Genomic DNA, 23849 nt, shown 5'->3' on the forward strand with positions numbered 1-23849 from the left:
ACTTATCCAAATCAGCCCTTCCAGACTTCTAAATTCTCACGGTTGATTTCCAGCTGTCTCGCCGGTGTTTGCTTGTAATATTCTGTTGCCATGCCACTGATCCAGTCACCGTAATTCGGGTTTGGCAGCATGATGAATTTTGAGCCGAACTTGTTCTGTTGTGCAGCAACCAGCAACCGGCGCTCACTATTATTCTTGCCGTAATATTCAGTGCCAAAATCATTGAGATTATCACCGGCGTAAACCACAACATCATAGCCTTTGGATTTTACCCAATCGAAACGCGGCTGCTTGTTTGACTGTGTTGTGCGCAGAAGAACCGTTTCACGCGATACACCGGGAAAACCGAGTTTTTGCAGGTTTTCGACCGTAGCAGCATAAGATGTGTCATCACGATTGGAGATATAAAACATCCGCCCGCCATGGGAATTGACATAACGGGCGAAAGACACCGCTCCGGCAATGGTCGTTGCCTGTCGCGCCGCCATCCAGCGCGCCCATGTCGGCTTGGTATAAGGTACACCATTCTCCACCCGCCATGCGGCATAGGCGGAATTGTCGATCATTGTCTCGTCCAGATCAACAATCACAGCCTTCTTACGTCCGTCTTCCACCTTTGCCGTGTCAAACGCTCTGCGGGCAGTATTGAAAGCCTGATAAGCCAGTGCCTCATATTCACCTGATTGCTGCACCCAGTTCAAACCCAGCACAGACTGCTGCTCAAGTTGAGCCTGCGCCGCTTTCTGATCCGTGACACAGCCTGCTGCTAAAACCGCCAGTGCTGAAACCACAAAAACATTGATTAACCTGCTTTGCATAATGTCCCCTCGGATGAATAGAAAAGCACTATCTGCAGGCAGAACGGGACACATCACAATCGCAACTCTGCGCCCGATAATTCTCAGCAATTTAAATATCGGACGCCCGCTTTATCAGCCCGCCAAAAGACGCTACAGCTTGTATCGTCAGTTTTGTTTCAGCTTACGGTGTTACTTCATGGCGCATAAATCCATCGACAATGCTTTTACGGCTCAGACGATCAAGGGAGCCGCAACCGACCCTACTCATGCCGGTGCCCTCTCCTTTATGCGGCGTCTCTATAGTAAAGATGTGAGCAATGCCGATGCGGTGGTCTGGGGCATTCCGTTTGATGCAGCTGTTTCCAACAGGCCGGGCGCCCGTTTTGGCCCGCAGGCTATCCGCCGTGCTGCAGCGATTTTTGATAATGACCCGCAATATCCGTTTCAGCGCGATTTGTTTGAAAATCTGGCAGTAATTGATTACGGCGACTGCCTGCTCGATTACGGCAATCACCAGCTCACACCGGCCACCATTGAGCAGGAAGCCGCTAAACTGATCGCCAATGATGCTTTTCTGGTGTCGCTTGGCGGCGATCATTTTGTGACATGGCCGATCCTCAAAGCCCATGCCGCGAAATATGGCCCGCTGGCCTTAGTGCAGTTTGATGCCCATCAGGACACATGGTTTGATGACGGCAAGCGTATCGATCACGGCTCCTTTGTTGCCCGTGCTGTACGCGACGGCATTATTGACCCAACCGCATCCATCCAGATCGGTATCCGCACCCATGCACCGGAAGATTGCGGCATTCAGATTCTCTATGGTCACGATGTTGAAAATATGAGCGCCAGAGACATTGTGCAGGCGATTGAAACCCGTACACAGGGGCGCAAAACCTACGTCACTTTCGACATTGATTGCCTTGATCCGGCCTATGCGCCCGGTACAGGCACACCGGTTGCGGGCGGCCCGTCCTCGGCAAAAATGCTCTCGGTGCTGCGTCAGCTCGGCAAACTTGATATTGTCGGCGCTGATATTGTAGAGGTTGCACCGGCCTATGATCATGCCGATATAACAGCCATTGCAGGCGCGACAATTGCCATGCATTATCTGGGGCTGCTTGCGGAAAAGAAAGCCGCGCGCTAAAGCGGTTCCGGTGAATATTGAATCACTGGCACCGTTCCAACTGTTTGATTTTACGCATTGTCCTCCGGTAAAACAGGTTCCCGCTTTTGCCGGAAATGCTTTAGTCTCACAGAATGAATCAACTGCTTGACAGAATGATTCAGCAATAACTCCTAACACTCTGAATTCTCTACCATTAAGGCAAAATTCAAATGAAACCGAAAATCTTTATTGACGGCGAACATGGCACAACGGGTCTGCAGATCCGCACCCGCCTTGCCGGTCGCACTGATCTGGAAGTCCTGTCTATTCCGGAAGAAGAACGACGCAATAAAGATTTGCGCGCTGACCTGCTGCGCTCGGCTGATATTGCTATTCTCTGCCTGCCGGATGATGCCTCGCGTGAAGCGGTGATCCTGCTTGAAGGCCATTCCACGCGTATTATCGACACGTCAACCGCGCACCGTACCCATTCAAACTGGGTCTATGGTTTTGCCGAGCTGGAAGCCTTGCAGGCGCAGCGTATCCGCGAAGCCCGTCTGGTTGCCAATCCGGGTTGCTATCCGACCGGTGCAATCTCGCTCATTCGTCCGCTGCGTGATGCAGGGCTGATGAACAGCGATTACCCTGTCACCGTCAATGCGGTATCCGGCTATACCGGCGGCGGCAAGCAGATGATTGCCCAGATGGAAGATGTGAACCATCCGGAACATATGAAGGAAAACAATTTCCTCTATGGTCTGACACTCAAGCACAAGCATCTGCCGGAAATGCAGATGTATGGCAAACTCGACCATGCGCCGATTTTTGCACCAAGTGTCGGCCGTTTTGCGCAGGGTATGATTGTACAGGTTCCGGTCCATCTCGATCTGCTCAAAGGCAAACCGACAATGGAAGACGTGCATAATGAGCTGAAGGCACATTATTCCGGTCAGAAAATCGTGCGCGTTGTCCCGCTTGAAGAAAGCAGCGCCATGGCGCGTGTGGATGCCGAAATGCTGGCAGATACAGATGGTATGAATCTTTATGTCTTCGGTTCTGAAGGCGGCAAGCAGATCAATCTGGTCGCCGTGCTGGATAATCTCGGCAAAGGTGCATCGGGTGCAGCCGTGCAGAATATGAACCTGATGCTGGGGCTGCGTTAACCGGAGCATTCATCGCCTATGGAACAGCAAGCAGTGATAAAGCCGGTATTTCCGGCACATTGGCAGATTGCCTCTGCAACACTGCTCGCTGACACCAATTCCAGCCATATCTGGAAAGCAACAATCACCGGAGAGGAACAGTCTCCGGTGATTGTTAAAGTGCTCAAGCCTGCAGGTCATGAGGAGCTGCGCGGCGCCTATTATCTGCGCGAGCGTGACGGACATGGTGCGATCAGGCTGCTCGGCCTCACGCATGATCCGGTGATGATGCTGCTGGAATATGCCGGTGATTATGACCTCAAAGCCCATCTTGAAGCCGGACATGATGCAGATGCTATCCGCATTGCCGGTGAAGTGATCCGTGCTTTACACAGTCCCTCCGGTCGGGTTCTGCCGTCTGAATTACAGCCGCTGCTCAAGCATTTCAAAAGCCTGTTTGATCTGGCGGGAAAGAAAGCGGATATTTACACGGAAGCAGCCGATCTCGCGGCATCCCTGCTCAGACAACCTCATGAAATCATCGCCCTGCATGGCGATCTTCATCATGAGAATATCATTCGCAGTGCACGGGGCTGGCTGGCAATTGATCCGCACGGATTATGCGGTGATGCTGCCTTTGATTGTGCCAATCTGTTTTACAATCCGCTCGACCGTGATGATTTGTGCCTCAATATGCAGCGTGCTGCAGAAATGACGCAATATTTCGCAGGGATCATCAACAAGCCTGCGGCCTATATTCTTGATTATGCCTTTTGCTATGGCTGCCTCTCAGCCGCATGGCATCATGAAGACGGCAATGCTGCAGATGAGGAGCGCGAGTTGAAAATTGCTACCGCGCTGCGCAGATTAAGGCTGCAGCTTTACCCATAAAAAAAGCCCCGCATTTGCGGGGCTTTTTGTTACGCTGTACGCATCTCATATGCACCTTTACAGGCGCGCCAATGGGCGACAGCAAAGCTCAGCACCACCAATGCAAAGCCCTGATGCGCCAGCCCCCATTCAATCGGCACCATTGTCAGCAAGGCGATAATTCCGATCGCCGCCTGCATCAGGATCAGGCCGAGCAGTACGACAGAGCGTCGCGCGTGAGTTGTACCGGCAGCATGGCGACGCGCCTGTACAGCATGCAGCACAGCCAGCACCAGCACCGTATAGGCAAACATCCGGTGAATGAATTGCACGGTCTTCGGATTTTCAAACAGGTTGCGCCAGTAAGGTTGATGGATGAACAGGTCTGAAGGGATAATCGCGCCATCCATCAGCGGCCATGTATTATAGGTCAGACCGGCATGCAGCCCCGCAACCAGCCCGCCAAGATAAATCTGCACCAGAATTGCCAGAACGAGCCAGCCTGCAAAGCGTTGCAGGCCGCGCGGCGCTGGTTTTTCCGTATATTCGGCAAGCCCGCGCGCAACATAAAACACGGCAGTAATAATAATACAGGCCATAGTGAGATGCACAGCTAAGCGATACTGGCTCACCGATGTCAGCACGCTCAAGCCCGATGCCACCATCCACCAACCGATAGCGCCCTGCAAGCCGCCCAGCGCCAGAATGCCGAGCATCCGTGCTTTCAAGCCGTCCTGCAAGCGGCCTGTTACCCAGAAGAAAATCAGCGGAACAGCCACCAGAAAGCCGACGAAACGCGCCAGCATACGATGCGCCCATTCCCACCAGAAAATGAACTGGAACTCTTCCAGCGCCATACCCTTGTTGATCTGCTGATATTGCGGGATCTGGCGGTATTTATCGAATTCTTCCAGCCATTCCGCATGGTTCAGCGGCGGGATAACGCCATGGATAGGCTTCCATTCGGTAATAGACAGACCGGAGCCGGTCATACGGGTTGCACCGCCCACCATGACAATTGCGATCAATACAACGAATACCGCATAAAGCCACCACCGCACCATCTTGCGGTTCTTGTCGTGGTTGGCACTGACCGGCTGTTGTGTTGCCGGTAATGCGGCATAATCTGTTATCATCAATCCTGCTCCGACTGAGTTTTACCCCCGCAGATACATGCCGCATGCGCACCGCGAATACAAGACAACAACACGCGACACGCAGACGCTGTTTTTATTACCCCTTTCATAAATCCAGTGACGAAGCGGAGACGAAAATCATTTCAGATTCAGGGCTGTCTGGTGTATGAGAGTGGTGACGGAGAGAGAAATATGCCTGTAAGACTAAAGAAACTGATCGGAACTGTGCTGCTTGTTCTGCTGATTGCAGTTTATGCGCTGCTTGCAACCATGATTGCGGTTGCCCATCTTGGCCAGTCTTCGGTCTGGGTACAGCTTGCTTATTTCTTCTTCACCGGCTTTTTGTGGATACTTCCGGCCATGTATCTGTTGTGGTGGATGGTTCAGCCGCCTAAAGCCCGCTGATTATGATCCGCACAGTCTGTTATTCCGACATTCATGAGGCTCTGCCACTCTGGAGCAATGACAAGACGGTGCATGGTATAGCCCAGTCCGCTCTCTGGACTCGGCTCTGGCAGCAAAATGTGAATCCTGACTGTCTTGTGCTGGCGCTGTTTATTGATGACAGCCCTGCCTTGTTATTGCCGCTTGAGGTTATCAAACAAAACCACAAGCATGTTGCGCGCTTTGCCGGCGGCTCCCATGCCAATTGCAATTTTCCGGTTCTGTTTCCGACCTTTGCGCAACACATCAGCAAAGACCATATCACTGCACTGATTGCCTGCCTGAAAGAAGCGCGGCCGGATATTACGCTGCTATCCCTCACCCGTCAGATGCAGAGCTGGCTCGGATATAATAATCCGCTGCTCAGCCTCCCCCATCAGCGCAATCCGAATCCGGCTCTGATTGCCACACTGCCAGACAATTTTGACAGCGTGCTTGAGCGCAGCAATGCTTCACGCAAACGCAAAAAGCACCGCCAGCATGCCCGCCGTTATGATGAAACAGGTGCATGGCGGATTTATACCGCAGAAGGTGATGCGGAAAACAGCGCTGCATTCAATGATTTTTATGCGATGAAAAGCCAGCGCTTTGCCAAACAGGGCATTGCCAACAGCTTTACCGGCGATGATCTGAACCGTTTTTTCCAGAAACTCTTCGCTGCACCGGAAAATGACACGCGCAGACAATATCGCCTGCATGTTCTTGAAGTTGCCGGAAAACCACGTGCGGTCATTGGTTGCGCCTATTGGCAAAGCCCAGACGGCCAGACACCACTGCAACGCGGTCTGACTGTGGAATTTGGTGCCTTTGCCGATGATGATCTGGTTACAGCCAGCCCCGGAGACTTTCTGTTTTACGAAGCGATTGCCGGTGCCATTGATGACAAGCTGGATTATTTCAGCTTCGGTATCGGCGAGGAGAAATACAAGCGCGACTGGTGTGATATTGAGCAACCGCTTTATGACAGCCATATCGCGCTGACATTCAAAGGCCGGTTGAGCGCAACATTCAATCAGCTGCGCTCAGGTCTTGTCTATCGTATTAAAACCAACAAACATCTCTGGCCGCTGGTGAAAAAACTGCGCAGCAAGTTGCGCAGGAGCACTTAATCCGTTTTTATGCGTGCGGTACCATCAGAATGGTCACATCATCCTGACCCGCCTCATGGAATGCCAGTGCCGTCTGCGCCACAGCCTGATCTTCGCTGTCAAACACATTCATCACAAAGACGGATGTATCGCTGTCGAGGTTCAGCGCCTGTTCGGCAGAGGATGCACCGGTTTCCACCAGCACGAAATCATAGGCCGTTTCCAGCGCTTCAAAAATTACCGGCAGACGCTCGGCCTGCGCCATAGCGGTTTTCGGATCAGAAAGACCCGTCGGAATCACATCCGCATCCGAATATAAATCCCCGTGAATAATATCGGTGAACTGTTTCACATTGAGCAGCAGGTCGGTAATGCCTGCAGGCCTGTTGCCATCCAGCATTGCCTGACTGACAGCACCATTGCCGGTCATATCCACGAGCAATACCCGCAGGCTGCGGTCAGCCAGTTCACGCAGCAGATGCACACTACCGGCAGAACCGGCATCGCCTTCCGGCGAGATCAGAATGATGCGGCGGAGCTCCTGCAACATCAGACGGCTGGCAATTGCCGCCACACCGTTGGGCGCATAAATATCATCCGATGCCGGATCAGGTTCTTCCGTGGCATCCGGCTCGGACACAGTATAGCTGTCATAGATACGCTGAATTGTTTCAACATCAATTTCAGGACGGGCCATAGGCTGCTCTACCATCTCATTTTTATCGGAAACAGGCTCGGGAGCCGGCTGCACAATCAGCTTATTATCAATCTGTGCGGTTTTATTATGCGCAGGGCTAAAGTTCTGTGCAACAGCACCATATTCATCGCCCCAGAGATTTTGTCCCCTGACAGCTCTGGCAGGATTTGTTGTCATAGCGCGACCACTGAAAAGCTCACGCAGCAAAACAAAAACCGACAACAGCAACAGGCCAGCAACGAAACTCATGCTGACCATAGGCAGCACTTTAGGGAAATACGGTGCCCCTGCAACAGTTGCCGTTGAGAAAATCCGTGCATCTGCAGGCTGATCTGTACGATCAGCAATGCTGGAAGCCTCGCGATAGCGCGCCAGATAGGCTTGCAGCAAATCGCGCTGGGCAGCAGCATCACGCTCCAAAGCACGCAGTTCAACTTCCTGACTGCCAGCCTCGGCAGCTTGTGCTTTCAGACGGTTGAGTTCACGGGTCTGCTCCTGCTCGCGGCTGCGGGCAATCGTCACCTCATTATCGAGGCTTTTCAGAATTGTATTGCCTTCCTGCCGGATTTGCCGGTCAAGATCGGCGAGCTGCGCACGCAAGCCCTGAATACGCGGATGCCCGTCGAGCAATGTTGTCGAGAGATTGGCAATCTCGGCCATCAGCGCTCCGCGGCGCTCATTCAGCTGCTGCATAATGCCGGAAGACATGACTTCCGGCAGGCTATTGATCGGCACGCCGTTTTTAAGCGCAGTGCGAATGCTTTCGGCTTTAGCCTCACTGGCAGCACGCTCAGCTTTCAGACGCGACAGTTCCGATGAGATATCGGACATTTGCTGCGTGGCAAGAGAAGTATTATTGCTGGTATTGAGAAGATCGCTTACCGCGCGGAAATCAGCGACTTTGGTTTCTGCCTCACGCACCTTCTTCGTCAGTCGTTCAATTTCCGGTTCCAGCCAACCGGTTGCATCGCCTGTCAGCTGGCGCTTGGCAGCGGCCTGTGCTGCAATATATTCATCCGCAATTTTATCGGCGACATCGGCTGCGACTTGCGGATTTTTGGAGACAAACTCAACCACAATCACCCGCGAGCCGGTTACAGCATAGACCTGTAAATTCTCGCGCATACGGGTGAGAACCTGCTCTGATACCGGAATCATGCGCGGATCAGGGCGCAATCCCAGCAAGACCAGAACCTGTTTCACCGGCGACATGGTTTTCGGATAGAATTCCGCATAATCTTCAAGCTTCAGATCGGCGGCTACTTTTGCAAGGATTTTAGCAGAGCTGATCAGCTCTACCTGCGATTTCACAGCCTCCGGATCCAGCAGCGGACGATCCGTTTCCGATCCGACATTCGGGCGCGTGAAGACAGTTTCCCGTGCTTCAATCAGAATACGCGCTTCGGAACGGTAATAAGGCGGGAGAAATTGCGCAACGCCCCATGTCAGCAAAGCAAACAGGAGTGCGCCCAGTAGAATGAACAGCCAGTTGCGCTTCAGAGCGGCAAACAGCGCTCCGATATCAATTTCCGCATTTTCTGCTGCATCACGCATCACTGACCCGATCCCCATAATCCTGCACAGGACTCTTATGGTAAATCATCAAGGTAACTATAGGGTTAAATCCTGTATTTTCCCCTCACCCTTCATACTAAGGGCGTATCAGGACTTTACTTTAGCAGTTTGTATTTAAAGATAATTTTATCAGTACAACAGATTTTAGCTTTTAGTCTTTACGCCATATTAACCCTAATAATTCAATAATCACCATCAGACAGATGTCCGTTGCATAGCTATGAAATGCGCAACGGAGCCTGAATATATATAATAATGAACTAGAGCGTGTCGTGCTTAATCAAATTCACAGCGCTCGCTCTAGATTCTTTTAATTGTCGCATGTGCGCGAACGCTAAATGAAACCATTTAGCTGCGACATGCTTTGGTGGGTTCTGACACCAAAGCAATCAGAACGGGATAAGGAAAAGAGCAGAATGAAAACGCGTGTTTTTATGGCAGCTTTGGGCGTAACCTGTCTGGTATTGTCAGGCTGCACCAGCTATCGCCCTGCTCCTCCGGCATTCCACGAAGCGCTGAACCAGCCTTATATTCTCGGTTCCGGCGACCGTCTGCGCATCACCGTTTTTGAACAGACAGGTTTAAGCAATACATATTCCGTCGACCAGTCCGGCTATATTGCCTTCCCATTGATCGGCAGCGTGCCTGCACGCGGCAAAACAGTAAAACAGCTTGAATCCACCATCGCTTCAAAACTGCGCGGCGGCTATATCCGCAATCCTGACGTCAGCGTGGAAATCGACCGCTACCGCCCTGTCTTCATCATGGGTGAAGTCGGCGGCGCCGGACAATATTCTTACGTACCGGGCATGACTGCACAAACGGCTATTGCAGCTTCCGGCGGCTTTACACCACGCGCCAATCAGGAAAGCGTGGACATTACCCGCCAGATCAACGGCAAAATCTTTACCGGACGGGTACGCATTACAGATCCTATCCTGCCAGGCGATACAATCTATGTCCGCGAACGGTTATTCTGATCATCACGGACAGACCAGAATTCATCCTTCCTGAGACGAGGCTATTGTGAAGCAAAAATCTTTGCGGATTATCCATTGCTTCCGTTCCCCTATAGGCGGTGTGTTTCGCCATATACGCGATCTGGCTGCCATGCAGAATGCAGCCGGTCATCAGGTCGGTGTGATTTGCGAATTATGCGAAGACGGCGCACTTGAACAACAGCAATTTGCTGCCATGCTGCCCGATCTGGCACTGGGTTTGCACCGTATTCCCATCAGCCGCAAAATAGGCCTCAGTGACATCGGTGCTATTTTAAGCACGCGCAAAATATTGAAGCAGCTTCAGCCGGATATTGTACACGGACATGGTGCAAAAGGCGGGACTTATGCCCGTCTCGGCACAATAGGCATCCATAAAAGTCAGGCTCAGCGCCCGCACAAATTTTACTCTCCTCATGGCGGCAGCCTGCATTTTGATCCGGCAACCCTTGCCGGTAAAATCATGTTCACGGCGGAGCGCCTGCAAGAACGGATCACCAACGGCCTGATCTTTGTCTCGGCCTATGAGGAAAACACCTATCAGGAAAAAGTCGGAAATCCGCGCTGCGCGCATATTGTGATCCGCAACGGTATCAGCAAAGATGAATTTGCACCGGTTACACCGGAAGCAGATGCCGCCGACTTTCTTTTTACCGGCATGATGCGCGACCTGAAAGGGCCGGATTTGTTTATCCGCGCGCTGGCTGAGCTGAACAAGGTAGCAAGAGCCAACAACCGGCCTCTTGCCACCGGTGCCATGGTCGGAGACGGGCCGCAAAAACAGAATTATCAGGCTCTTGCTGCGCAACTCGGACTGGAAAACCACATATGTTTTTATCCGGCAATGCCGGTGCGTGAAGCACTCAAACACGGGCAAATCTTTGTGTTGCCTTCACGTGCGGAATCTCTGCCATATATTGCACTGGAAGTTCTGGCCGCACAGCGCAGCATCATCGCCACAGATGTCGGCGGTCTTGCTGAAATATTCGGCACAGACAGCAATGCCCTTTGCAAACCTGACGCCGGTGCCATCGCCGCAAAAATGTGCGAAGCCCTGACCTTCCCTGCCAATTATCAGCAAACTATGCCTGATCCGCTGCTGTTGCGCTCACGCTTCAGCCGGGAAAATATGGCTCATGCAGTTGAACAATTCTATCGCATCAACTAAATTACATATAAGCACTATGTAAAGCTTCCTTGTTTCATTAAAATACAAATATCATTCGTTTAATTTTACTGTAATAAAGCAATATTGCGGATATTTACTATCCGGCAACCACAATACGTAAAAAGCCCGTATAGCGGCCTAAACTGCGCATTCTCTTAAAAAAAATAAGAAAATAGCAACCCTCATCACGGATAGATTGCTTATATTTTCTTGTGAGCAAAATTTTAATATGCCGGTGTACCCATGAGTGAGAAAAAACATAAAGGAAGTTTCGACAGGAAGGCGCTGCAAAAGCAGCATGACTCCGGCGCAGCCTCCACACCTGCTGAAAAAGTTGAATTGAGCCCGCTGGCCATGAAAGTGGCCGCTCAATACAAGAATGAAAGTATTTCACCGGCTCTGTTCACAGGGCTTATGCGCATATGGGAATTTGCTGTTGTCGCCCTGTGCGGTATCGCTGTCTATCTCAGCTATGTCGGCGCTGAAAGCATCCATATGCTGGAATATTTGTTTGCAAATATTCTTGCTGCCGCGCTCTATGTTATTTTCGCCCAGTTCAGCTCCGGCTATCGCCCTTCTGTGCTGCGCAAGCCGTTTCGCTATCTCGGCCGGCTGATTATCTGCTGGGCCGGCGTTTTTGCTGTTCTGGCTATTGTGGCCTTCCTGCTGAAAATTTCTGCGGTTTATTCCCGCATCTGGTTTGCCGGATTTGTAATTTCCGGTTTTATCGCCCTTACAATATCGCGCTTTCTCGCAGCCAAGCTGATGCGTATTCTCGCCCGCAGTGGTCGCATGGAACGACGCGCGGTTATTGTCGGCGGCGGTCAGAATGCGGAAGATCTTATTCTTGAACTCAACAAACAACCGGATAATGACATCCGTATCTGCGGCATTTTTGATGATCGCGGCGACCGTCGTTCTCCGCCGATTGTTGCCGGTTATCCGAAACTCGGCAATATTTCCGAGTTGATCGAGTTTGCCCGTGTTGCCCGCATTGATATGCTGATCGTTTCTCTGCCGATCTCAGCGGAAGAACGGGTTTTGACGCTGATGCAAAAGCTTTGGGTATTACCGGTCGATATCCGTCTTTCTGCCCATGCTGCCAATATGCGTCTGCGCCCGCGTGCTTATTCCTATATCGGCTCGGTACCGATGCTGGATATTCTCGACAAGCCGATCAACGATTGGGATGCGATTGCCAAGCGCTTGTTTGATATTGTCTTCAGCCTGTTCGGAATTGTGCTGTTCTCGCCGGTCATGCTGGCGACGGCTATTGCGATCAAGCTCGACAGCAAAGGCCCTGTAATCTTCAAGCAGAAGCGGCACGGCTTTAATAATGAAGTGATCAATGTCTGGAAATTCCGCTCGATGTATAGCGACCAGTGCGATCCGACCGCAAAACTGGCCGTCACCAAAAATGACAGCCGCGTTACCCGTGTCGGTCGCTTCATCCGCAAAACATCGATTGATGAATTGCCGCAATTTTTCAATTCCTTAGGCGGCAGTCTTTCACTTGTCGGCCCTCGCCCGCATGCGATCAGCGCCAATTCCAACAACATGCTCTATAATGATGTGGTTGACGGTTATTTTGCCCGCCACAAAGTTAAACCGGGCGTAACCGGCTGGGCGCAGATTAATGGCTGGCGCGGCGAAATCGACAAGCCTGAGAAAATCGTCATGCGTACGGAATATGATCTCAATTATATTGAGAACTGGTCATTGCTGTTCGACCTGAAAATCCTGTTCCTGACCCCAGTGCGCCTGATGAACACGGAAAACGCCTATTGAGCTATCCGTCCCAACCTGTGCCCCGATCTGTGCCCCGATCTGTGCAGGCGTCATCCGCATCAGATGCAGCATTCTATGCATTGGCGGAGCGCGGTCAGCGACAAGCTGCAATGCAATGGATTGCGCGGCTGTCACTGGCAACAGGTGTTTTTTTCAGTGGCTTCGTTCTCTTCGAACCGGGGCCTTATGAAATACTGATGCTGGTGCTCATCAGCCTGTGGCTGTTATTCGGCCTCAGGCTGAGTGTTAACTCACTGGCATTGCTGCTCCTGCTCACCTTGTTCAATATTGGCGGTGTGCTTTCGATTTTTCAGATGGCTGATCTGAAAAAGGCACCGCTTTACATTGCCGTGTCATATTTTCTGGCCTTGACCAGTGTGTTCTTCGCCGCTGTCACCGAAAGCGACTGGCGCAGATTACAGCCGCTTTTCACCGGCTATCTGGCGGCTGCCGTCATTACAGGAATGCTGGGTATCGGCGGTTATCTCAACCTGATACCTGCGGCGGATCTGTTTACGCTTTATGGCCGTGCCAAAGGTGCATTTCAAGATCCGAATGTCTTCGGCCCTTTTCTGATCCTGCCTATCAATTGGTGCATCTATCAGGTTCTGACCCGCCCTTTTCAGAAAAGCCTGCTCTATTGGGCATTATTTCTGGTGCTGACACTTGCGGTATTGCTGTCCTTCTCCCGCGCAGCATGGGGCATGTATGCCGTATCCTTATTGCTCATTCCGGCTCTGTTGTTTATCGGCAGCAAGAACCAGCGCTTTCGCAGCAAGATCATGCTGATCAGCATTGCGGCGATTGTTGTTCTTGCCCTTGTATTGCTGATTGCCTTGCAGTTCCCGCAGATCAGTGAGGTATTTTTCCAGCGTGCGCGCCTTGAACAGGATTATGACAGCGCCCGTACGGGACGTTTTGCACGGCATTGGCTGGGTTTTCTTCTGTCCATGGAAAAACCCTTCGGTATCGGTCCGCTGGAATTCGGCCCTATGTTTGGCGAGGATACCCATAATATCTGGCTGAAAGCGTTGCTGGATTATGGCTGGCTCGGCTTTCTGTCTTTCATCATCCTGACAATGCTTACGCTGGGTTTCGGCTTCAGGCTGATGCTGCGTGAGCGGCCATGGCAACCTTATCTGCTCTGCGCCTATGTGGCATTTATCGGCCATATACTGATCGGCAATGTGATCGATATCGATCACTGGCGGCATTTCTATCTGATCGTCGGTATTATCTGGGGCTGTGCAGGGCTTGAACAACGCTATCAGCAACAGGCACGGCATCATCTGACTTCAGAACCACGCCCCTATAGCAACGCACGCATTGCAAGACCGGTTTAATTTCTGCGGAACCAAAACACCGGCACCGGCGTTACATCCCTGTAAGCAAATCAAGACAATCAGGGAGAACAAAGATGTTAAGAGCCGGTATTTTGTGGATGATGGGTGTTCCGTTTTTTGTCGTAGTCCTGATCTGGTATTTCTTCTTCTGATCCGCAGCAGAGATCAGGCAAAAGTTACCTGATCGCGGCCGGTCGCTTTACTGCTGTAAAGTGACACGTCAGCCCGTCGGTAAAGGCTTTCAAAGTCTTCATTCCTTTCAAGCTCCGCAACGCCGACACTGATTGTGAGAACAGCTGAGACCTGTGAGCCTTCATGCTCGATTTTCAGTGCAGCTATCTGCGTGCGCAGTTTTTCCAGAAACTGTCTGGCTTGTTCTGTTGTACAATCATAAAAGAACAGTGCGAATTCCTCACCGCCAATTCTCGCCGCCATATCCTCGCTACGACGCAGCGTAGCACTGATTGTACCGGCAACATGTTTCAGAGCCTCATCCCCCGCAGCATGACCGTAAATATCATTATACAGTTTGAAATGATCCACATCGATCATTGCAAAACACATGGGTTTCCCCTGTGAACGCCCCCTGCTCATCATGGTCTCAACATGCTGGGAAAACAGACGGCGATTTGCCAGACCGGTCAGTGAATCCGTGTCGCGTTCTTTGCGCAACTCCGCAATCATATCCATAAATGTCACGGCCAGCAGTCCGATACCGGTCACGACACCGATCACAGAAATGGTGAATTGCAGCACCAGCCAGAACGAACCGGCAGAAAATTCGATGACAGGTGATGTCATCATTCTTTCCGCAGTCAGAATTGTGCGCGGAAAGAAATGCAGACCAAGCCCCAATATCAGCCAGAATAATAATTTATCTCCGGAATTCCCGCGCAGTAAAAAGCGTGCCTGCAGGGCTGTGGCCAGAAAAATCGTCCCCACCCCCAGATTGATAATGTAGATCCGGTAAAACAGGTTTCGCTCGATGTAAAAATAATAAATCGTTCCGCCGACAATAGAGATCAGAAACAAAGGATAGAACCAATAAGGCAGCTGTCTGCCTGACCGGACTAAAATGCCATGGGAAAAGAACAGAACACCTGCAACATATAGAGTTGCAGACAATACTGCATTCTGCCCGATATCAGCCGGTGTAAATGTAACCTGAGCTAAAACACCGATTGAAACCAGCAGAAAGGCACAGCCGAACAGTCCGAGATGCGGCCGTGTCCGCTCAAGGAACCACACACCGAAAAACATCAGCGAAAATAAAAAGAAGAAAACCGGCGGCAGATAAATCATAGCAAAGCAGTTTTCTTTTTCTCTGAGCCGGAAAACTGACCGGATTTACCCATCCCACATCCTCACGACCACATGCGCCTGTATTTCAGGATGCACTCCCGCATGCCGGTCTTTATGTTTCTGATAATTATTTTAACGGCTTTCATCAAGCAACATAAAATTTATTTTATGCAAAACAGTATCTGCATGTCTTTCAATGCATGGATCACTGTCTTTACGGGAACCAAAACGCACCCTGAACGTTTTCTTTCATAGCAGATATTTAACGCTGCATTTGTCTGCGCCTTAAATTCCGGCAGACAAAGACCATCTTTTTACTATGTGCTGAACGTCAACAATGAGGGAAATACCATGGAAGATGCTCAGATAGGCTGGATTGCAGCTATTATCATCGGTGGTCTGGCCGGTTGGCTGGCCGAAATGTTCATGAAAAGTGACCACGGCGTTTTCATGAATATTATTCTGGGTATTATCGGCGCTGCTGTCGCCAATGCCCTGCTCGGCATGTTCGGCGTGGTTCTCGGAGGCTGGCTCGGCTACCTGATCGCCGGTTTTATCGGGGCATGTATTCTGATTGCAGCGGGGCGCATGATCCGGCGATAACTCCCACGCCTTTGTAAGCGCCTATTCCACAGTCAAGATAACGGAGAATGAAAATGGCAGAGAATGCTGACAATGCCCGTCAGGCAATGGAAGAACAGATTGCAGAACTGCGCGCGCAGATTGATGCGATGAGCAAATCTTTGAAACAGCGCGGCGAGGAAGCCGCAGAAGAAGCCCGCACCCGCCTGAACCGTGCAGCCTCAACCATCAAAGAACAGGGGCAGGCAACCGTATCTGTCATCCGTGAAAATCCGGGCACCGCAACAACCATTCTGAGCACAGCCGGTATTGCCGGTTTCGTGCTCGGTTTTCTGGTTGCCAGCTGCCGGAATGACACGCGCTGGTAACAGCCGCAACGCTCCCTGCGAGTTCAATAAAACAGCGCCGGAAATTCCGGCGCTGTTTTGATATTCAGGAGGCCGCGCCGTCACCGCGACAGCTGTTGAATATATCCATATCCTTGTCATAGACGGTCGTCTTCACATTCATCAAGCCCAGCACCGTATGGAACAGATTATCATGGGATGCCGGATGATCACTCAGAGTCTTGAGGCAAGCCTGTTTCAGATCATTCTCCTTCATAAAATCCGGTGAAAACCAGCTGATAAACGGAATCGTCGTCTGCTCCCGCGGCGCGATGAAATAAGGCATGGCATGAAGATACAGCCCTTTCTCGCCAAGGGATTCACCATGATCGGACATATAGATCATCGATGAAGCAAACTCGCTTTCTCTCGATTTCAGCAGGTCAATGATTTCCGCTAATATTTTGTCGGTGTAAGCGATTGTATTATCATAGGCATTTACAATTTCCTGCTGAGTGCAGTCAGCAAAATTTGACGTGCGGCAGGCAGGTTTGAAGACTTCCTGCTCCGGCGGATAGCGCCGGTAATAGGCAGGCCCATGACTGCCGAGCATATGCAACACAACAACCGTGTTAGTCTTAAAACTATCGAGACGGGATGCCAGCGTGTCTACCAGCACCTGATCGTAACACTCACCACCTGCACAATTCGGATTACCTTCCTGCAACTGGCTCATATCAATTGTTTCAATACGATCGGCCACACGCTTACTGCCGGTGTTATTTTCAACCCACAAAGGCTGAATGCCGGCATGTTTCAGCACATCCAGCAGATTTTCAGACTGGCGGAATTTCTTGCTGCTATATTCCGTACGCGGGAACGGAGAAAACATGCATGGCACAGAAACAGATGTCTCTGTTCCGCAACTGCTGACATCGGTGAAGTTCAGCACATCGCGCTCACGCAGCATCGGATTTGTATCGCGGTAATAATTATTGAAACTGAAATTCTGTGCGCGTGCTGTTTCGCCAACCACAATCACCGTCAGGCGCTTTTTATTACTACCCTCTTGATATGGCTTGGTCTGTACAGCATCCGTACCGAGCGGCTGAGCAATATAGGTGCGCTCGTCATTGACCTTCACGAAATAACGGATGGTACTGCTGAGCGGTGCCAGCGGGTTGAACCTGCCGGTGATTTCCGCTTTCTTTTCACGAAACATCGAAGAAAAAGTGCCAAAATTTGTCAGAAGCAGAGCAACACCGGCAACCAAGCAGCCGCTGATCAGCAGCGTGTTGACCCATAATTTTTGCACAAAAGGCCGGTGCCTGACCTCAACCCAGATAATCAGAAGAGACGGCAAACCGGCATAAAGCAGCATATTCGTTACAAAATGCGCATTCATCAGGTGACCGGATTCAGCCCTTGTGGTTGTCGCAGCATTTTCAATCATATTCGGCGTAATCAAAACACCGAAGTGGTCAATGAAATATGCCGCGGATGCAGACACCGTGACAAAGAAAATCAATGCAGGCTTGATGAGATATGGCGCTGAAAATAAAACCAGCAAACAATAGGTCAATAAAAACAATGTTGCAGCGATAATGCCGGTGCTCAGAAAATCTCCTTTGAGATAGTCTGCGATGAAAACAAAAGCTGCGCGGTTAAAAAATACAGTAATATAAATGGCTGTTATGAAGCATAATAGATTACTTGCAACAGAAATTCTTTTGAATTTCATAACTCACCTGTTCGACGTTTAAAAACGCACAGATTCAATATCTTCATCAAGAAACAACGCGTTTTTGAGCAAGCTACAAAGCAGATCAAAACCAGCTGAGTAAGTATGCGCGTTTTTGAAATATTTTTTTTACGAAAAGACAGAAATTACAATTACTTATCAAATTCAAACTTGAGATTTTCTCCTGAAGATTGAAGCGCCAGCTTCCGGGCAAAATTGTGACATTGCAATCAGAATAAGAATATATTCCTTTGCAATTCCTATATTACAAAGCAGCTTTCTGCCCCGGAATGCACCTCACTGAATTTCCCTGCCGCTTCAAAAAGTCTTGTTTCAACTTCCAGCAACTGAGCTATGATGGATTGAATAAAGTTCTATTTCTCAAACGCTTACGGTGCCCGCCAATATCTTCCCGACGGCACCGCAATCAGAAGGACAGACTTGTAATGATTACCGGCCCGCAATCTAAAGCTGCCCGCGCATTAATTGAACTCAGCCGTGAAAGACTGTCATCATTCTCAGGCATTGATATCCGTGTGATTGAGTTATTTGAACGTAAACTTGAAACACCGGACGAGACTATCCTTGTAGCGCTGCAAAAAGCGCTCGAAGATGCCGGAGCCGTGTTCATTCCGGAAAATGGCGGCGGTATCGGCGTCAGATTGAAATTTACACGATCCGAAGCACGGCGCCTCTCTACGCTGGAAAGCGAAGGCGGCATTGTTGCCTATGATGAAGTTCCTTAAACGGAAACATCTGTCTGATTAAAGAAATCCGTCACGGGCAGAACAAAGCAGAGGAATTGTCTGTCTTTTTCTGTCCGTGAAAATGGGTTTTCGGCCTCGCGGGCGATCTGTTCAAAGGTAAAACAAACCGATAAAAGATCTTGCTGTTCGCACCATCTTTTTATCCCGTTCCGGCCTGCCAGAACGCTCAGCCCGTCACAATGATTGCACGCTGAGTGCGGCTGCCGCCGATCACACCGAGGCACATATGGCTGATTATCTCAAGCCGATCTTACTGCTTTGCGCATCCAATATCTTCATGACATTTGCCTGGTACGGGCATCTCAAATTTACAAATAAGCCGCTTTTGCTGGTCATTATTGTTAGCTGGCTGATCGCTTTTGCTGAATATTGCCTTGCGGTTCCGGCCAACAGAATGGGGCATGGCATCTATAGTGCGGCAGAGCTCAAAACCATTCAGGAGGTTATCACTCTCAGCGTATTTGCCGGATTTTCTGTGCTGTATCTGGGAGAAAGCATAACCATCAATCATATGATTGGTTTCGCATTTATCTGCCTTGGCGCTTTTTTTGTATTTAAAGGGCCATTTTAGAGATATACAGAATACCTCCCCTCCCTCAACAGAGAGTGACATGATGAAACTCAAAATTTCCGCAATCACTTTAATGAGTGTTCTTATTTCAGGTGCTGCATACGCAGAAGAGCTGACAGTTGAAGGCTCCGGCATTACACGTGATATTGCCTGTTCATCGAATGATATCGGCATTTATGGTGCAAAGAATATCATCAAACTGACCGGAAAATGCGATGATATTGTCATTCACGGCACCAATCATCAGGTTACATTTGAAGAAGCTGATGATGTCTCGGTGTCCGGCTCCGACAATAAAGTGACCGGCGGCCGCGTGAAAGACCTCTCTGTGGACGTGGCCAATCATGAAGTCACAGCCACATTACGTTCCAATGATAATGACAGAGCCGAGCTTGAAGTGAGCGGTGCACAAAATGTGGTGAATGTTACCCTGGAAAGTGCCACCAAAATCGAAGTCGGCGGGGTTGGCCATAAAATCAATTGGTCTGTCGCATCAGGTGTTAAAGATCCGGCGATTTCAATTTACGGTGCCGATCACGAAGTTAAAAAAGCAAACTGATTTCGCCTATAGTTTATAAAATGAATGAAGCCCCGAACGGGGCTTCATTCATTTGACGGGTAAATGCCTGTTTTTACTTGGAAACGGCTTCCAGCCCTTTGAATTCTTTCACTTTGTCTTTTGCGCCTGTCGTCAGGCCACTTCCCTGCTTTGCACAGATACGCTCAGCAAATGCAGCTGATGGCGCACTGCTGCCATCTCCGACAATAAACTGATAACCATTATCACACCGTACCCAATGAACTGTTCTGCCGGAGCTGTCTTTTTGAGAAATGTTTTTATAGGCGTAAGCTTCGGCTGCAGGAATAAGAACAATTGCAGATGTCATTACTACTTTAAGCAAATCTTTGATAAACATTGGTAGTCCTCCCTCTGTTGTTAATACTTCCTCCCCATCGGAGTATTTCAAAGGTAAACCGGTCACAATGAATGTGTGATGAATAGGCCGTTCAGCAATATTGCATAGCAGAACTAAGAGCTATTTCTCTGTAGTATGAAGCAAAACAAAGCTGTAAACCGGTCTTAAAACAATAAGCCGGTTACGCAGAAAAACACATTTAAATCAGTAAAACATGGTCGGAGCGGCGGGATTCGAACCCACGACCCCTTGACCCCCAGTCAAGTGCGCTACCTGGCTGCGCTACGCTCCGAACACCTAAAAGCCCTAGATTATAAAGGCTTTTATGGCAAGTCCCATTTAACAACCAAAAGAACATAAGGGACACAGAAGGATCGCGTGGCACCAATGGGAACCATAAACGCCACGAGAAACGCCACGCGGTTTCTTGTTTCGTTCCTGTGTTGAATTCACAGCAATTCACAGCCCCGACCGGCCATAAATAATCCCTGTTGACTCTTTCTCATTTTGAGAACATTTGTAGAACAAATTAGAGATTATTAAAACTTATACCCTGTTTTGCGCACTCGTTTGCGCCACGGATTTGTTGTGCCATGCGTAAGCCAGAAACCATTGAACGCCTATACCTCGACTTTGACGGCTTTTTTGCGAGTGTAGAACAGCAATGCGATAAGCGCCTGCGTGGTAGGCCGGTCGGTGTCGTGCCGTTTGTCGGAACAGACCGCACGGCAGTCATTGCCTGCTCAAAAGAAGCAAAAGCCTATGGTGTAAAAAACGTCATGCGGATTAAGGATGCGAAAGCACTCTGCCCTGACCTGATTTTAGTGGAGCAGAAGCCAGACCTGTATCGCCGCGCTCATAGCGCCCTGCTCTGTGAAATTGAAACGGTTATCCCGATTGATACGGCTAAGAGCATTGATGAGCTGACATGCATTCTGGATGACCGAGGACGGCGTGATCCGGAAGGTCTATCTGAGCAAATCAAAAGCACCATTGAGAAAAACATAGGCGAGTTTATCACCTGCTCTATCGGCTTCGCAGCCAACCGGCAGCTGGCAAAGATGGCCTGTAAGGCTGGAAAGGATGCCAGCAAAAAAGCCGGTCAGTATGGCAATGGCTTAGCAATCTGGCATCCCCATATGATGCCGGAGCCATTGTTTCAGGTGAAGCTGGAAGATGTTCCGGGTGTTGGCCACAGCATGAAAATGCGGCTGGCTCATAGTCAAGTGATCACAACCGAGCAGCTATACAACTTGCAGCCAAAGCATATGCGCAAAATCTGGCGAAGTGTGAACGGAGAGCGGCTGTGGATGGCGCTGCACGGCTATGACATTCAGGCCATGCCGCAGAAGCGTGGCATGTATGGCCATGCTCGTGTATTGCCGCCGGAGAGCCGTAGTATCAACGGAGCCTATGAGATTGCCCGCTTGCTCTTGGTCAAAGCTGGCAGGCGATTGCGGCGCGAGGAATATTATGCCAGCGGCTTGTGGCTCTGGATGGCAATTGATGGCGGCTCATGGTTTCGCACGATCAAAATGCCGACCGTGAATGATGAGCAAGCCATCATGACAGCGCATACAGCGCTTTGGGAATGCGCACGGAGAGAGCTGCCGAGGCGCACAACCATTTTCCGTGTCGGTGTCACTCTGATGGATTTGAGCGAGGCCAATGCCCGTCAGCTAGATATCTTCAACAATGATGATGCAATCCGGCAGAAATGGGAAAGAGCCAATGGCGCTATGGATGCGCTCAATTCCAAATATTCCAGCACGATTGTCCACATGGGCGAATGGAAGCCGCCTGCAGGCGGACATGTCGGCGGCAAGATCAGCTATGTGCGCATCCCCTCTGCGGAGGACTTCTACTAATGGGTAACTGGAAAACAAACTACAGGGTCAGTGATTTATCTGACACTCAAAAGCTGGAAATGATCTGCAAGAAATGCAGCAGGCTTGTTTACATCAACAAGGCCACGATCTGCACAGCCAAAGGGCGCGAACAACTCTATCTGGATGAGATCGAGAAGCGTGCCCGATGCAAAGCTAGAGGCTGCAAAGGTCAAATGCGCATGGCCATGGTTCGGCTGGATGAAATGTCCGGCTTTACCGGAGGGCTGGCATGAGCGACGAAACACAATCCCGCATATCGAAAGGCGTGTACATTCATTATTGCATGCATAAAGGATGCAATAAGTGGGGAGCTTATGGCTTCAAAGGACGCTACGGCACTGAATGGTTCTGTTTTGAACACAAAGATGATGGCAACCTAACCCCTTTGTAAAAAGCTGAAATATTTATTTTACAATTAAAAGGTGAACCATTTGCTGATCGTACCGTTACTTCTATGTACCAACAACCAAAAACAAAGGAGCATCCCATGGATTGGAACCGCGTTGAAGGGAATTGGAAACAGTTGAAAGGCAAGGTCAAAGAGCAGTGGGGAAAGCTCACAGATGATGATATTGACCAAATTAACGGTCGCCGTGAGCAGCTGGAAGGCAAGATTCAGGAGCGTTACGGAATAGAAAAAGACCGCGTTAAAAAAGACATTGACGACTGGTATACACGCCAAAATTGGTAATTTGAAAGCCTCCGTTATGGGGGCTTTTATTTTTGAGTAAATTATTAATAAACATTAATAAGTCGCAATTACACATTATGTGTTAAATAGTATTTTTTAATTCATACATCAATTTAAAATTATAACATTCGCTGACACACTAATAATCAAGCGGTTATTAGCGATACTAAGTCACGATTTTAATGAAAATTTATTGATGGACATAGGAGGAGAGTATCATGAATAATTTGCCTATTAACTTTGATAAATCAACCCCGGAACGCGCTGTTTCTCAACAAAGAAAACCGCATTATACCCCACTGGGAGCTGCACAAGGTATTATAACAAAACTTAGCATGCCCAATATTAATGATGAAAACAGAAGTTTAGGTGCCATCCTTAAAAATACCGGCGGCGGGCTTTCGAGATTTCGTTAATTGAAAAGTTTGCTACACAGCCCAACAAAACAACCAAAAGTAGCATTTAATAATTATTCAAACCAACAGTTGACAAAATTTTAAAACCAGCTACATTACCAATATCGATATTTTACTTGTTTAGCTTTGCTTTTTGCGCGGCATCTGCGCCCTTAACGAACCTTTCATCTCAAAAATCGCTATCATACTCGTAACGCTATCCTGCGTTATGAGCACCTTATGTTGCTATGAAAGGGTTCATTATGACCACCGGCACAGTTAAATGGTTTAATTCCACAAAAGGCTTCGGCTTCATTCAGCCTGACAACGGCAATGCAGACGTATTTGTTCACATTTCAGCCGTTGAACGCGCTGGCATGCGTGAAATCGTTGAAGGCCAGAAGCTCGGTTACGATCTTGAGCGTGATAATAAGTCGGGCAAAATGTCAGCTTGCAATCTGCAAGCAGCATAACTTGGTGTAACTCACTCCTTTGACCACGGATGTACTGG

26 protein-coding genes and 1 tRNA gene are annotated in these 23849 nt (G+C 49.6%); 20 read left to right on the forward strand and 7 right to left on the reverse strand.

Annotation, left to right across the window (positions count from 1 at the left end):
- Positions 1-11: 11 nt before the first annotated feature.
- Positions 12-818, reverse strand: a complete 807-nt coding sequence (locus F7P81_RS09805; protein ID WP_151159316.1) for a 5'-nucleotidase, lipoprotein e(P4) family — start codon at positions 816-818, stop codon at positions 12-14.
- A gap of 178 nt (positions 819-996) precedes the next feature.
- Here F7P81_RS09805 and speB point away from each other — a divergent pair, with 178 nt between their 5' ends.
- The 3 genes from speB to F7P81_RS09820 all read left to right on the forward strand — a co-directional run bounded on the left by speB (position 997) and on the right by F7P81_RS09820 (position 3941).
- On the forward strand, positions 997-1947 hold the full coding sequence (gene speB / locus F7P81_RS09810; RefSeq protein ID WP_151159317.1) for an agmatinase: 951 nt from the start codon (positions 997-999) through the stop codon (positions 1945-1947).
- A 191-nt stretch (positions 1948-2138) separates the two neighbouring features.
- A complete protein-coding gene (argC, locus tag F7P81_RS09815; RefSeq protein WP_121992749.1) occupies positions 2139-3071 on the forward strand; it encodes an N-acetyl-gamma-glutamyl-phosphate reductase in 933 nt (310 codons plus the stop codon).
- A gap of 18 nt (positions 3072-3089) precedes the next feature.
- On the forward strand, positions 3090-3941 hold the full coding sequence (locus F7P81_RS09820) for an aminoglycoside phosphotransferase family protein (protein ID WP_151159318.1): 852 nt from the start codon (positions 3090-3092) through the stop codon (positions 3939-3941).
- 29 nt (positions 3942-3970) lie between these two features.
- Here F7P81_RS09820 and F7P81_RS09825 read toward each other — a convergent pair whose 3' ends face one another.
- Positions 3971-4984 carry a COX15/CtaA family protein gene (locus F7P81_RS09825; RefSeq protein WP_374828082.1) on the reverse strand — a complete coding sequence of 338 codons (1014 nt, stop codon included), beginning with the start codon at positions 4982-4984 and terminating at the stop codon, positions 3971-3973.
- A gap of 264 nt (positions 4985-5248) precedes the next feature.
- On the opposite strand from F7P81_RS09825, the gene F7P81_RS09830 reads away from it, so the two are divergent.
- Together F7P81_RS09830 and F7P81_RS09835 are read left to right on the forward strand one after the other, a co-directional pair.
- Positions 5249-5461 (forward strand): DUF2842 domain-containing protein, encoded by a 213-nt coding sequence (locus F7P81_RS09830; RefSeq protein WP_075655607.1) that lies wholly within the window; start codon positions 5249-5251, stop codon positions 5459-5461.
- A 2-nt stretch (positions 5462-5463) separates the two neighbouring features.
- Positions 5464-6609 (forward strand): GNAT family N-acetyltransferase, encoded by a 1146-nt coding sequence (locus tag F7P81_RS09835; RefSeq protein ID WP_151159320.1) that lies wholly within the window; start codon positions 5464-5466, stop codon positions 6607-6609.
- A 7-nt stretch (positions 6610-6616) separates the two neighbouring features.
- Here the strand turns inward: F7P81_RS09835 and F7P81_RS09840 are convergent, their stop codons facing one another.
- Entirely contained in the window at positions 6617-8839 is a 2223-nt protein-coding gene (locus tag F7P81_RS09840) for a Wzz/FepE/Etk N-terminal domain-containing protein (protein WP_151159321.1), read from the reverse strand.
- A gap of 437 nt (positions 8840-9276) precedes the next feature.
- Here F7P81_RS09840 and F7P81_RS09845 point away from each other — a divergent pair, with 437 nt between their 5' ends.
- The 4 genes from F7P81_RS09845 (at position 9277) to F7P81_RS09860 (ending at position 14157) form a co-directional block, all read left to right on the forward strand.
- Entirely contained in the window at positions 9277-9840 is a 564-nt protein-coding gene (locus F7P81_RS09845) for a polysaccharide biosynthesis/export family protein (RefSeq protein WP_151159322.1), read from the forward strand.
- A 46-nt stretch (positions 9841-9886) separates the two neighbouring features.
- Complete coding sequence (locus F7P81_RS09850; protein ID WP_246176083.1) at positions 9887-11026, forward strand: glycosyltransferase; 1140 nt, start codon at positions 9887-9889, stop codon at positions 11024-11026.
- A gap of 243 nt (positions 11027-11269) precedes the next feature.
- The gene (locus F7P81_RS09855; protein ID WP_151159323.1) at positions 11270-12814 is read left to right on the forward strand and encodes an undecaprenyl-phosphate glucose phosphotransferase; all 1545 of its coding nucleotides are present in this window, start codon (positions 11270-11272) and stop codon (positions 12812-12814) included.
- Complete coding sequence (locus F7P81_RS09860) at positions 12811-14157, forward strand: O-antigen ligase family protein (protein WP_246176084.1); 1347 nt, start codon at positions 12811-12813, stop codon at positions 14155-14157. The genes F7P81_RS09855 and F7P81_RS09860 overlap by 4 nt, the downstream gene beginning before the upstream one ends.
- Positions 14158-14322: 165 nt before the next feature.
- On the opposite strand, the gene F7P81_RS09865 is transcribed toward F7P81_RS09860, so the two are convergent.
- Positions 14323-15459: a GGDEF domain-containing protein gene (locus F7P81_RS09865; RefSeq protein WP_151159324.1), complete on the reverse strand. Its 1137-nt coding sequence runs from the start codon at positions 15457-15459 to the stop codon at positions 14323-14325.
- A gap of 351 nt (positions 15460-15810) precedes the next feature.
- Here F7P81_RS09865 and F7P81_RS09870 point away from each other — a divergent pair, with 351 nt between their 5' ends.
- Together F7P81_RS09870 and F7P81_RS09875 are read left to right on the forward strand one after the other, a co-directional pair.
- Complete coding sequence (locus tag F7P81_RS09870; protein ID WP_022710788.1) at positions 15811-16062, forward strand: GlsB/YeaQ/YmgE family stress response membrane protein; 252 nt, start codon at positions 15811-15813, stop codon at positions 16060-16062.
- Between the two features lie 53 nt (positions 16063-16115).
- The gene (locus F7P81_RS09875) at positions 16116-16409 is read left to right on the forward strand and encodes a hypothetical protein (RefSeq protein WP_022710787.1); all 294 of its coding nucleotides are present in this window, start codon (positions 16116-16118) and stop codon (positions 16407-16409) included.
- Between the two features lie 64 nt (positions 16410-16473).
- On the opposite strand, the gene F7P81_RS09880 is transcribed toward F7P81_RS09875, so the two are convergent.
- Positions 16474-18108: a phosphoethanolamine transferase gene (locus tag F7P81_RS09880; RefSeq protein WP_151159325.1), complete on the reverse strand. Its 1635-nt coding sequence runs from the start codon at positions 18106-18108 to the stop codon at positions 16474-16476.
- A 446-nt stretch (positions 18109-18554) separates the two neighbouring features.
- Between F7P81_RS09880 and F7P81_RS09885 the strand changes: the two genes are divergently transcribed.
- The 3 genes from F7P81_RS09885 (at position 18555) to F7P81_RS09895 (ending at position 20005) form a co-directional block, all read left to right on the forward strand.
- A complete protein-coding gene (locus F7P81_RS09885) occupies positions 18555-18854 on the forward strand; it encodes an XRE family transcriptional regulator (RefSeq protein ID WP_151159326.1) in 300 nt (99 codons plus the stop codon).
- A 247-nt stretch (positions 18855-19101) separates the two neighbouring features.
- Positions 19102-19446 (forward strand): DMT family protein, encoded by a 345-nt coding sequence (locus tag F7P81_RS09890; protein WP_028233603.1) that lies wholly within the window; start codon positions 19102-19104, stop codon positions 19444-19446.
- Between the two features lie 40 nt (positions 19447-19486).
- Positions 19487-20005: a DUF3060 domain-containing protein gene (locus F7P81_RS09895; protein ID WP_151159327.1), complete on the forward strand. Its 519-nt coding sequence runs from the start codon at positions 19487-19489 to the stop codon at positions 20003-20005.
- 73 nt (positions 20006-20078) lie between these two features.
- Here the strand turns inward: F7P81_RS09895 and F7P81_RS09900 are convergent, their stop codons facing one another.
- On the reverse strand, positions 20079-20363 hold the full coding sequence (locus F7P81_RS09900; protein ID WP_151159328.1) for a hypothetical protein: 285 nt from the start codon (positions 20361-20363) through the stop codon (positions 20079-20081).
- A 215-nt stretch (positions 20364-20578) separates the two neighbouring features.
- Positions 20579-20655, reverse strand: a tRNA-Pro gene (locus F7P81_RS09905).
- A gap of 301 nt (positions 20656-20956) precedes the next feature.
- On the opposite strand from F7P81_RS09905, the gene F7P81_RS09910 reads away from it, so the two are divergent.
- The 6 genes from F7P81_RS09910 (at position 20957) to F7P81_RS09930 (ending at position 23811) form a co-directional block, all read left to right on the forward strand.
- Positions 20957-22231 carry a Y-family DNA polymerase gene (locus tag F7P81_RS09910; protein WP_151159329.1) on the forward strand — a complete coding sequence of 425 codons (1275 nt, stop codon included), beginning with the start codon at positions 20957-20959 and terminating at the stop codon, positions 22229-22231.
- Positions 22231-22485: a hypothetical protein gene (locus F7P81_RS09915; protein WP_075656814.1), complete on the forward strand. Its 255-nt coding sequence runs from the start codon at positions 22231-22233 to the stop codon at positions 22483-22485. The genes F7P81_RS09910 and F7P81_RS09915 overlap by 1 nt, the downstream gene beginning before the upstream one ends.
- On the forward strand, positions 22482-22643 hold the full coding sequence (locus tag F7P81_RS17050) for a hypothetical protein (protein ID WP_170265235.1): 162 nt from the start codon (positions 22482-22484) through the stop codon (positions 22641-22643). Before F7P81_RS09915 ends, F7P81_RS17050 begins: the two co-directional genes overlap by 4 nt.
- 96 nt (positions 22644-22739) lie before the next feature.
- Positions 22740-22943 (forward strand): CsbD family protein, encoded by a 204-nt coding sequence (locus tag F7P81_RS09920; RefSeq protein WP_122009143.1) that lies wholly within the window; start codon positions 22740-22742, stop codon positions 22941-22943.
- 218 nt (positions 22944-23161) lie between these two features.
- On the forward strand, positions 23162-23359 hold the full coding sequence (locus F7P81_RS09925; protein ID WP_151159330.1) for a hypothetical protein: 198 nt from the start codon (positions 23162-23164) through the stop codon (positions 23357-23359).
- A 242-nt stretch (positions 23360-23601) separates the two neighbouring features.
- A complete protein-coding gene (locus F7P81_RS09930) occupies positions 23602-23811 on the forward strand; it encodes a cold-shock protein (protein WP_028233511.1) in 210 nt (69 codons plus the stop codon).
- Positions 23812-23849: the final 38 nt, after the last annotated feature.

This window comes from Pseudochrobactrum saccharolyticum (genome assembly GCF_008801715.1).
In the GTDB taxonomy this organism is placed as follows: domain Bacteria; phylum Pseudomonadota; class Alphaproteobacteria; order Rhizobiales; family Rhizobiaceae; genus Pseudochrobactrum; species Pseudochrobactrum saccharolyticum.